This window comes from Bacillota bacterium, assembly GCA_030019365.1.
Classification (GTDB): domain Bacteria; phylum Bacillota; class Sulfobacillia; order JACIYH01; family JACIYH01; genus JACIYH01.
Genome location: JASEFA010000014.1, coordinates 48,703 through 57,720 on the forward strand (window position 1 = coordinate 48,703; position 9,018 = coordinate 57,720).

Here is a 9,018-nt window from a genome sequence, read left to right on the forward strand (position 1 = left end):
AGTGTTCCCTGAGAGCTGGCAGAAGCTGTCGGCGCATGAGAAGTACGAGGAGCGGTTTAAGGCATGGATTTCTCCTCCGAATGTGCGCTTCGCGAATCCGGAGGTGGAGAAGAGCTTCAAGCAGCGCGTTCAGCGGATCAAAGATGTCGTGGAGTTGAAGAAGCCTGACCGCATCCCTGTGTGCCCGAATATCGGGTTTTTCCCGGCAAAGTACGCGGGCATTACGGCCCAGGAGGCTATGTACGACTACCAGAAGCTGGGTGCCGCCTGGAAGAAGTATCACCAAGACTTTCTGCCCGATTCCCTGGCCAGTTGTATGCTGGCGACGCCGGGGAAGGTGTTCGAGATACTTGACTACCGGCTTTACAGGTGGCCGGGGCGCGGGACTCCACCCGACACCCCTTACCAGTGCGTCGAAGCCGAGTACATGCGCGAAGATGAATACGACGCACTGATTCGAGACCCCTCGGCTTACTGGATGCGTGTCTATCTCCCACGGGTCTTCGGTGCTCTGGAAGCATGGGGACTTCTGCCGCCGTTCACTGATGTGGTTGAGATGCCGTTTACGGGTGCCTTCATGGTACCGATCGGCATGCCCCAAGTGCAGCGGTCATTTGAAGTGCTGCTGGAGGCCGGTCGGGCGGCCGTGGAATGGGTGCAGGCGGCCGGTGCCGTTGACGCCGAGATCATGGGTACGCTTGGGGTGCCGTCGGTACTGGGCGGTTTCAGCAAGGCCCCGTTTGACACCCTTGGTGACACGCTGCGGGGAACGCGGGGCATTATGCTTGATATCTACAGGCGCCCCGGCAAGCTGCTGGAGGCATTGGAGAGGCTGGTACCGGTGATGGTGGAGTTGGGCGTGCGCACTGCCGCCATGAGCGGGAATCCGATGGTGTTCATCCCTCTGCACAAAGGGGCCGATGGCTTCCTTTCCCGGGAGAACTTCTCCAGGTTCTACTGGCCGACCCTCAAGGCAGTGCTCCTCGGTCTTATTGACGAAGGGTTGGTACCCTGGGTCTTCGTGGAGGGCAGCTACAACCAGCGGCTGGACTTCCTGGCCGATCGGGATCTGCCCCCCGGCCGGATAGTCTGGATGTTTGATCAGACCGACATGGTCAGGGTTAAGGAGATGCTCGGCGGGGTCGCTTGCTTTGCCGGGAACGTACCCGTCACCATGCTCAAAGCGGGGACTCCGGAGGAGGTCAGGCGGTACGTCAGGGACCTGATCGAGAAGGTAGCTCAAGATGGCGGTTTCATCCTCGCCACCGGCGGGGTGGTGGACGACGCCGAGCCGGAGAGCTTCCGGGCGATGATCGAGGCCGGCAAAGAGTACGGCGTGTATCGCTGAACCCCCGGGGCGGGTGCATCAATCTCGGTGTCATCGAGCGGGCAGTACAGGGGCCGGTCGGCGCGGAGCGGCGGGAGGTGGAGGCGTTTGCTGATCGTGGGAGAAAGGATCAATACCAGCAGAAAAGGCGTGGCTGCGCTCGTTTGCCTGCGGGACGGCGAGGCCGTGGTGCGGGAGGCGGTCCAGCAACGCGAGGCCGGGGCTGACTTCATCGACGTGAACGCGGGGACGTTACTTGCGGAGGAGCCGGAGGCGCTACGCTGGCTGGTGACCACCATCCAGGCGGCGGTTGCGGTTCCACTCTGTGTGGATAGCCCCAACCCGGCGGCCATGGCAGCTGCCCTTGAGGTGCACCAGGGCAAGGCGCTTTTGAATTCTATCACTGGCGAACGGGAACGCTTTCGTGCAACGCTTCCGCTGGTCAAGCGGTACGGGTGCGGGGTGGTGGCGCTTTGCCTGGATGATTCCGGGATGCCGTCTTCGGCTGAGGAAGCGGTGCAAAAGGGCAGCCGGCTGGTCGAGGACTTGCTGGAGGCAGGGGTTCCTGCTGAGGACATCTACGTGGATCCCCTGGTGCGCCCGGTGAGCACGGATTCTCGGGCGGGTGTCGCGGTGGTGGAGGCGATCCGCATCCTGCGGGAGAAATACCCGGGGGTGCACACGATCTGCGGCCTGAGCAACGTTTCTTTCGGGCTCCCCCAGCGTCGCCTGCTGAACCAGGCCTTCCTGGTAGCCACGATGACTGCCGGTCTTGATGCGGTGATCCTTGACCCGCTGGATACCAGGTTGATGGCGCTCCTTAGGGCGGCGGAGGCGGTGCTGGGCCGGGACGAGTACTGTGCGCGGTACCTGCGCGCATATCGCGAGGGCCGGCTGGCGGAAGGTTGAAGGGGTGGTTGGGTCGGCTCTTACGCAGTCCGTTGGGTTGTCAAGATCGTCCTGGGACGGCTGGCGGGGGAGGGTGACCATGGGTTGGCGACTGCCCGACTCGAATTGACGGGACGGACGTGGCTTGAGGAAGTTGGTTATCGGGCGGGCCGTGACCTTTTCGTGTGGGCCGTTGTTGGCGGGCCCTGGCAGGGCCTGGCGCGCGCGGTGGGATGCCTCCTTGTGGCATATCGGGCGGTGACTGCTCCGGGTGCGCCTGAGGGCCGGGCGGGGGAGGCGGGCTGCTATGCCGGTGGTTGAATTTCAGCCCCTTGGCCGGCGGGTGCAGGTGGCAGGGGGAGCGACGGTGCTTGAGGCGGTCCAGTTGCTCGGTCGTGAGCTGGGTGACTGGGGTGTGGTTGCCACCTGTGGGGGTCAGGGCAGGTGTGGTCGGTGCCTGGTGCGGGTTGTGAGTGGGGCCGTATCGGGTGCCGATGAGCAGGAGCTGGAGCTTCTGGCGCGGCAGGGTGCTGTGGGGTACCGGCTGGCCTGTCGGGCGAGGGTGCTGGGGGACGTCCGGATGGAGCTTGACCGCGTCCGGGGTGGGGACCGGCTGCAGGTGGGGGGAGTAGTGGGGCCGGGAGGGCTGCGGCCCGAGCCTGCGGTGAGGCAGGTGGAGTTCAGGGTTGAGCCTCCTGCGGTGGGCGAGCGTGCGGGCGATGCGGACAGGGTGGCCGCGGCGGTGGGTGCCGGGCTGCGGTATGACCTGGAAGTATTGCGGTCACTGTCGGACGATCTCGGGCGCTGGGGTTTTGGGGGGTGGGCGGTGGTCCGCGGTGATGAGGTCATCGCCGTGCAGCCCCGGCGTGCGCCTCTTTGGGGTCTGGCCGTCGACCTGGGGACGACGAAGGTGGCGGCGTACCTGGTCGACCTGGACAGCGGTGAGATCATGGAGTCGGGGGCCGTCCTCAATCCCCAGATAGCTTACGGCGAGGACGTGGTATCGCGGCTGGGCTATGCCTCCGTGTCGGCGGATAACTACCGCCGCATCCGGGGTGCGGTGGGGGAGGGGCTGAACGGTCTGGCCGGGGAGCTCTGCCGCCGGGCCGGATGCGAGACGGCTGACATTTACGAAGCGGTGGTATGCGGCAACACGGCCATGCACCACCTGCTCCTGGGCCTGCCGGTGGGGCAGCTGGTGCGCGCGCCCTATGTGCCGGCCCTGACCGGTCCCGTGGACGTGAAGGCGAGGGAGCTGGGTTTCGGTTTTGCGGCGGGGGCGTACGTGCACCTCATGCCCTGCGTAGCGGGTTACGTGGGTGGTGACCACGTGGGGGTGATCCTTGCCACGCGGCTTCTGGAGCACCGGGGGGTGGCGCTGGCCATAGACGTGGGGACCAACACGGAGATTGCGCTGGTGAGGGAGGGCGGGGTGACCTGTTGCTCCTGTGCGTCCGGTCCTGCGTTCGAGGGGGGTCATGTTTCCCGGGGGATGCGGGCGCTGGCGGGTGCTATCGACCGGGTGTGGCTGGAGGGGGAGGAGATCAGGTACACGGTGGTGGGGGGTGGGGATGCGGCCGGGTTCTGCGGGGCCGGGCTCATCGACCTCTTGGCCGTGCTCCTGCGTGCCGAGGTCATGGATGCTGGCGGCCGGCTGCGGGCCGGTGCCCCGGGGGTGGAGGAGGGTCCTGACGGGCTCCAGTTCCGGCTGGGCGGGGCACCTCTCACCCAGCGGGACATCCGGGAGCTTCAGCTGGCCAAGGCGGCGGTTCGTTCCGGGATCGAGGGCCTGTTGCGGACCACGGGCACCCGGGTGGAGGAAGTAGAGACGGTTTATCTAGCGGGGGCGTTCGGGGTGGCCATAGATCCCGAGAGTGCCATGGCCGTGGGCATGTTTCCGCGGTTGCCCCGGGAGAGGTTTGAGCCGGTGGGGAATGCGGCGGGCATGGGAGCGTACCTGGCTCTTGTCTCCGAGAGTGAGCGCCGGGAGGCCTCCCGGGTGGCGCAGTCCGCCGGTTACCTGGAACTGATGACCCTGCCCGGGTACCAGGAGTTATTCCTTTCCTGCCTCAGCTTTTCCTGACGGCGGTTTTTCCGGCTGTGCACACGCCGGCTCGGCGGTTGGGTGTACCGCTGCCCCCAGCGTCCCGGCCGCCGGTGGCAGAGTTCCTGGGGGCTCTTTGCCCGCCTGGTGGATGAGGGAGACTGCGCGGGGATCGTTGCGCCGGGGTGGTCTGCAGGATTTCCGGGCGGGGTGGCGTATATATAGATACGACTAGACAAGTATGGAACCGAGGGGCCGTAATGGGTCGCCCTGAAAGGCGTACCCGCTCGGGGTCGCCTAGAAGGAGGGGGATGTCGGTGGTGCGCAGGATCTGGGCCCGCCGGGTGATGCTGAAGATGCGCTAGTGGGCCATGAGTGCGAGGGAGCGGAGGATTTCGGGCCGGTAGCGGGCGGGTCGGGCGCTGTGGGAGTAGAGGGGGCTGAGGACGGGCAGGAGGCGTGAAACCGGTCAGGGCAAATCGGCAAGTTGGCCTCTGACAGCCTAAGGAGTTTGCGAGAGGCCGCACGGAAGATACCAGGGGGGATTTAGAGATGGTTGAAGATCTGGTTAAGAGTATGGTGGATATGAACGAACAAGAGGCGCTGAGGATAACGATGGAAATGCTGGAGGGTGGTAAGGATCCTCTTAAGGTCTTGGAGCTATGCAAGGATGCCATGGCTGCTGTCGGAGAGAAGTTCGAGAAGCGAGAGTACTTCCTGTCGGAGCTTGTCTTCGCCGCCGAGGTACTTAAGAAGATCATGGAGTTGACCCTACCCAAGCTGGAGAAAGAGGAGGTTAGACGGGTAGGCACTATTGTACTGGGCACCGTCCAAGGAGACGTCCACGACATAGGCAAGAACATTTTCAAGGTGCTCGCTGAGGCGTCCGGTTTCGAACTAATCGACCTTGGTATCGATGTCCCTTGTGAGCGGTTTGTCGAAGCCGTCAGAACCCGCAATCCCGATATCGTCGGTATGTCCGGCCTGGTAACGGCAAGTGTCGGATCCATGAAGAAAACCATTGATGCACTGAAAGACGCTGGGCTGAGACATGGGGTTAAAGTGATTATCGGCGGTGGAAGAGCGGACGAATCGGTCAAGCAGTACAGCGGAGCAGATGCCTGGGCAGACGATGCAGCGAAAGGTGTAAGGCTATGCAAGGAACTAATAGGAATAAAGGAGTAAGGGGTGAGGGTTTTATGACCATAAAGACCGCTTCGGAACTATCCAAAGAACGCCTTGAACGTATCGAGAGAGTCATCGAGTTAAAAGAACCTGATAGGGTACCTCTGGCCGGCGTAATGGGTGATATGGTACCAGCATACTCTGGCATTACACAACACGAATATTGTTATGACTACGAGAAATCGCGTGAGGCTACTGTGAAGTTCCTCCAGGACTTTCCATGCGATATGTCGTTTGCGGGCATCACCGGAGTTGGAGAGCTTCCACTCAGCATTGCCTTCTCGGATTATCCCGACATATCTCCAAGTATATCATTCGTATCCGGTCCACTCCACGACGTTTTAGGTGATAAATACGCGAGATTCCCCGGCAGAGAGCTTGCTGAAGACAGCTCGCCACAGTTCATTGGTGGAGAATGGATGCAGCCTGGCGAATATGAGGACTTAATCGAGGATCCAGTAAGATTTGTAGCCGAGACCGTACTTCCAAGGGTATGTCGTAACCTGGAGAAACCGGGGTCTCGCCAGACAATGGCAACCATGGCAAGGCTTGGGATGGAACTCAGCAAGCTCGCAGCCTTCGGGCAAGCCTTAGCCGCAGACCTGGCAGAGTTAGGATACCCTCCTGCAGTAATGGCTTTTGCCTACTCGCCGCTAGACTTTATAGGCGACTTTCTGAGGGATGTTACAAATGTGTTGCTTGACCTTCGCAGATACCCTGATAAGGTTAAGCAAGCCTGTGAAGCGCTGGTAGAGCCTATTCTCAAAGTGGCGTTGGCGCTTAAGCCTGCGGGAGCCAAGCTCGCTTTTATCCCACTGCACCTTAATGAGTACCTCTCACCCGATCTCTACAATGAGTTCTACTGGCCCCACCTGAAAAGGATTATTGCTGAGCTGGGCAATGAAGGCATGAAGTCGTTCGTGTTCTTCGAGGGTTACCATGACGCGCATCTGGAGACAATTCTCGAGCTGCCTGCGGGCTGGGGTATAGCGTACTTCGAGAAGACGGACGTGAGAAAGGCAAAGAAGATTCTTAAGGGACATACCTGTGTAATGGGCGGGATACCGATGGGCCTGCTGATAAGCGGCACCCCCGAGAAGATAGATGAGTATGTTAAGAACCTACTTGAAGAGGTAAAGCCAGGGGGAGGCTTCATTCTGGCGTCGGGGACCGCAATAGCCCCACGAGAGACTTCCGTGGAGAACATTAGGGCTCTGATAGACGCTGTGGAGAAATACGGAAGATATTAGGAGGGATGTATACAGCCTGTCGTGCGAACCTGCCAGCACGCAACCACAGCGGGGCGAGAGCGGGGGGCTGGCTCCACAAGGTCACCGCCGAGTTCTCGTGGACGGCTTTATTGTCCGTTCCCTCCGTCACCCTGGTCACGCAGCCAAGGTCGTCTGCCTCTGCGGGGGCAGAGTAACCTCTTCGCCCCAGCCCATCGCGCCACAAGGTGCCGCCAGAGCTTGAGCAGGTTGTTGTGCGCGGCGCAGATCAGCCGCCATTCGCTCCGGCAGGCAAGATAGCGCCTCGGCATGAACCGGTCACAACCCCGCGCCACTTTGATTTGCCCGAACACCGGCTTCGCCAGCTCCGTTTGTAAATCTCGCGCCCCCCGCTTGGTCAAGACCTTCCGCTCCATCCACTCCCGAAGCGGCATCCAGCGCGGGATCCGGCCCCACGGACACCCGCACTTCCTCATCGCGTTCCGTTGCTTCCAGTTGGTTTTTGCGCTTCTGTTGGTTATGTTCTGCATGTCCGGCTCGGCATTTGCGGCTGGCGCGTCCGACAGTGCTCGTAACGTGGCTGAACAGGCTCTTCAGATCTACAAGGGGAGAAGTTCAATTTCAAGAGCAGCTATGAGCTCCAAGACGCAAGCCTTGGCGAGTCGCTTCCAGTGTGCGTGTTCGATGTGGGCAAACTCGCGAATGGCGTACCCACGCTCGAGAGCGCGATGAACGACGCCAACATGGTGGAGTATATGGTTATGGCCAACGGACGGGCTGTGACCCGCCTCACCTTAAAAAGCGGCGATAGCTATGTCAGGTACCGCTTTGGCGGGTCGGGATCAAATCTCGCCCGTGGTCTGGCATCGCTACCCGAGACGGCCCGTCCGGACGCCAGGCTGGTGGTGCTGGGCGCAGCGGAGTTCCTGTACGTCAAGCTGCCGAACCAGGAGTTGGTCGTAGCAATAAACGCTGCGCCTGTCGGGGGCATCCCCAATTTCAAAGTTCATACGGGGCCTCAGGCGCTGGAGATGCTCAAGCAAGTGGCCACGGAGATGCTCAAGGATGGCGGCGTGCCTGGTGGCGGCCCTGGCCATTCGGGGCTGACCCCGGAGAAGCGGCCGGCAACTTCCCCGTGGGTGATGCCTTCCCTCCTGGGGACGGTCTTGGCGGGCTGCGGGCTTTACTTCTACCGGAGCCGGGCCAAGACGCACGTTGAGTGACTAATCTATATTTCCCGGACGTTCCATCCGGGACACCTCAACAAGGTACTGCACGTCTCTGAAGGCGGGAGATGGCAGGGGATGAGGGCAAGGCTGGTCATTCTCATGTTAGCCGCGGGAGTGATCGTTGGGGTCGAGGCTTGCGGCGCGCCCAAGGCAAATGCGGTGAAGGACCTCTTTGCTCAGTTCGGGTGGATTGTCCTGGGAGAACCGGTGGAGGGTGAGGATATACTACCCGCCGAGTTCAAGGTTTGCCCCGGCTTCCCATGGCGTGTCTATGTGGATCTCTCTAAGGATGCCGGACTCGACTTCAGCCCGCTTGCGGGGGCCAGGGTGAAGACGGTGCGGTTCCGGGTCGAGGACTCGCAGGGCGAGCGGCTGAAGGAGATTCGCGAGTATCTTCTCTGGGGAGTTGCTCTGCTTGACCAGGAAGGGAAGGTCGTGGGAGCGTGGCTGACTTACACGGACAAGCAGGGGAGCTTTGCACCAGGGATTCCGGGGTACTCCTTGCAGGGAAAGACCCTTGAAGAGTGACGGGACTGACTTGGCCAGAGTACTCCCAGAAATACGCAGACAATTAGCAAGGCGCTTCATGCAAGCTGGTCGGCTGCCAACCGACCAGTCTTGTGTTTTCGACGTCCGGTCTCCCACGCCTTCACCCAGGTTGTGGGCTGACATGGTGCGCTCGACACGGGTAAGCGAACGTCGGCACGCAGCGGTGGGCCTTCAGGGTCTGGTGCTAGACATTCTTCGCGGCGGCTGGGTTGCTGTCATGTGGTCGGGGACGGGAAAGTTGGTCGATATGCCCGGGTTTCAAGCAGTCCTCAGGGTCTCGTATCCATTTGTGAATCCAGAAGTACGGCCTCTGCTCACGTGGATATTCGGCACGGCCGAGTTTCTGGTGGGTTGGGCGCTGGTTGCCGGTATCTGCCTGCCCGCCGCTACCGCTGGCGGTGCCGTGCTTACCACCAGCGATTCCGTCGGTCTCTGCCTCGCCTGGTATCTGCAGCCCTGGATGCGCGATTGCGGGTGTCTGCCGGTGCTGTCCTCGCCCCCATTGGCAGCCTTGCCCTCGAACGTAGACCTGGTGGAGGACGTGCGGGGGCTGGCGCGGTTGGCAGA

Annotated in this window: 8 protein-coding genes; all 8 read left to right on the plus strand. The window is 61.6% G+C overall.

The genetic code is table 11. The features are described from left to right. Window position 1 precedes the first annotated feature (1 nt). The gene (locus QME70_13450) at window positions 2-1,348 is read left to right on the plus strand and encodes a uroporphyrinogen decarboxylase family protein (protein ID MDI6895573.1); all 1,347 of its coding nucleotides are present in this window, start codon (window positions 2-4) and stop codon (window positions 1,346-1,348) included. Window positions 1,349-1,435: 87 nt separating this feature from the next. Further along, window positions 1,436-2,236, plus strand: a complete 801-nt coding sequence (locus QME70_13455) for a methyltetrahydrofolate cobalamin methyltransferase (protein MDI6895574.1) — start codon at window positions 1,436-1,438, stop codon at window positions 2,234-2,236. 286 nt (window positions 2,237-2,522) lie between these two features. Then, window positions 2,523-4,298 (plus strand): ASKHA domain-containing protein, encoded by a 1,776-nt coding sequence (locus QME70_13460; GenBank protein ID MDI6895575.1) that lies wholly within the window; start codon window positions 2,523-2,525, stop codon window positions 4,296-4,298. A 513-nt stretch (window positions 4,299-4,811) separates the two neighbouring features. Continuing rightward, on the plus strand, window positions 4,812-5,444 hold the full coding sequence (locus tag QME70_13465; protein MDI6895576.1) for a cobalamin-dependent protein: 633 nt from the start codon (window positions 4,812-4,814) through the stop codon (window positions 5,442-5,444). A 14-nt stretch (window positions 5,445-5,458) separates the two neighbouring features. Continuing rightward, window positions 5,459-6,694 carry a uroporphyrinogen decarboxylase family protein gene (locus tag QME70_13470; protein ID MDI6895577.1) on the plus strand — a complete coding sequence of 412 codons (1,236 nt, stop codon included), beginning with the start codon at window positions 5,459-5,461 and terminating at the stop codon, window positions 6,692-6,694. 650 nt (window positions 6,695-7,344) lie between these two features. Continuing rightward, window positions 7,345-7,896, plus strand: coding sequence for a hypothetical protein (locus QME70_13475; GenBank protein MDI6895578.1), 552 nt, complete (start codon window positions 7,345-7,347; stop codon window positions 7,894-7,896). Between the two features lie 81 nt (window positions 7,897-7,977). Then, window positions 7,978-8,430 carry a DUF4830 domain-containing protein gene (locus QME70_13480; GenBank protein ID MDI6895579.1) on the plus strand — a complete coding sequence of 151 codons (453 nt, stop codon included), beginning with the start codon at window positions 7,978-7,980 and terminating at the stop codon, window positions 8,428-8,430. Between the two features lie 310 nt (window positions 8,431-8,740). After that, window positions 8,741-9,018, plus strand: a 278-nt coding sequence (locus QME70_13485) for a hypothetical protein (GenBank protein MDI6895580.1), incomplete at its 3' end; no start/stop codon positions are given.

Excerpts from the sequence above, each read along its gene's own strand:
- QME70_13470 (MDI6895577.1), top strand. The coding sequence starts at position 5,459 with ATGACCATAAAGACCGCTTCGGAACTATCCAAAGAACGCCTTGAACGT.
- QME70_13465 (MDI6895576.1), top strand. The coding sequence starts at position 4,812 with ATGGTTGAAGATCTGGTTAAGAGTATGGTGGATATGAACGAACAAGAG.
- QME70_13460 (MDI6895575.1), top strand. The coding sequence starts at position 2,523 with ATGCCGGTGGTTGAATTTCAGCCCCTTGGCCGGCGGGTGCAGGTGGCA.
- QME70_13480 (MDI6895579.1), top strand. The coding sequence starts at position 7,978 with ATGAGGGCAAGGCTGGTCATTCTCATGTTAGCCGCGGGAGTGATCGTT.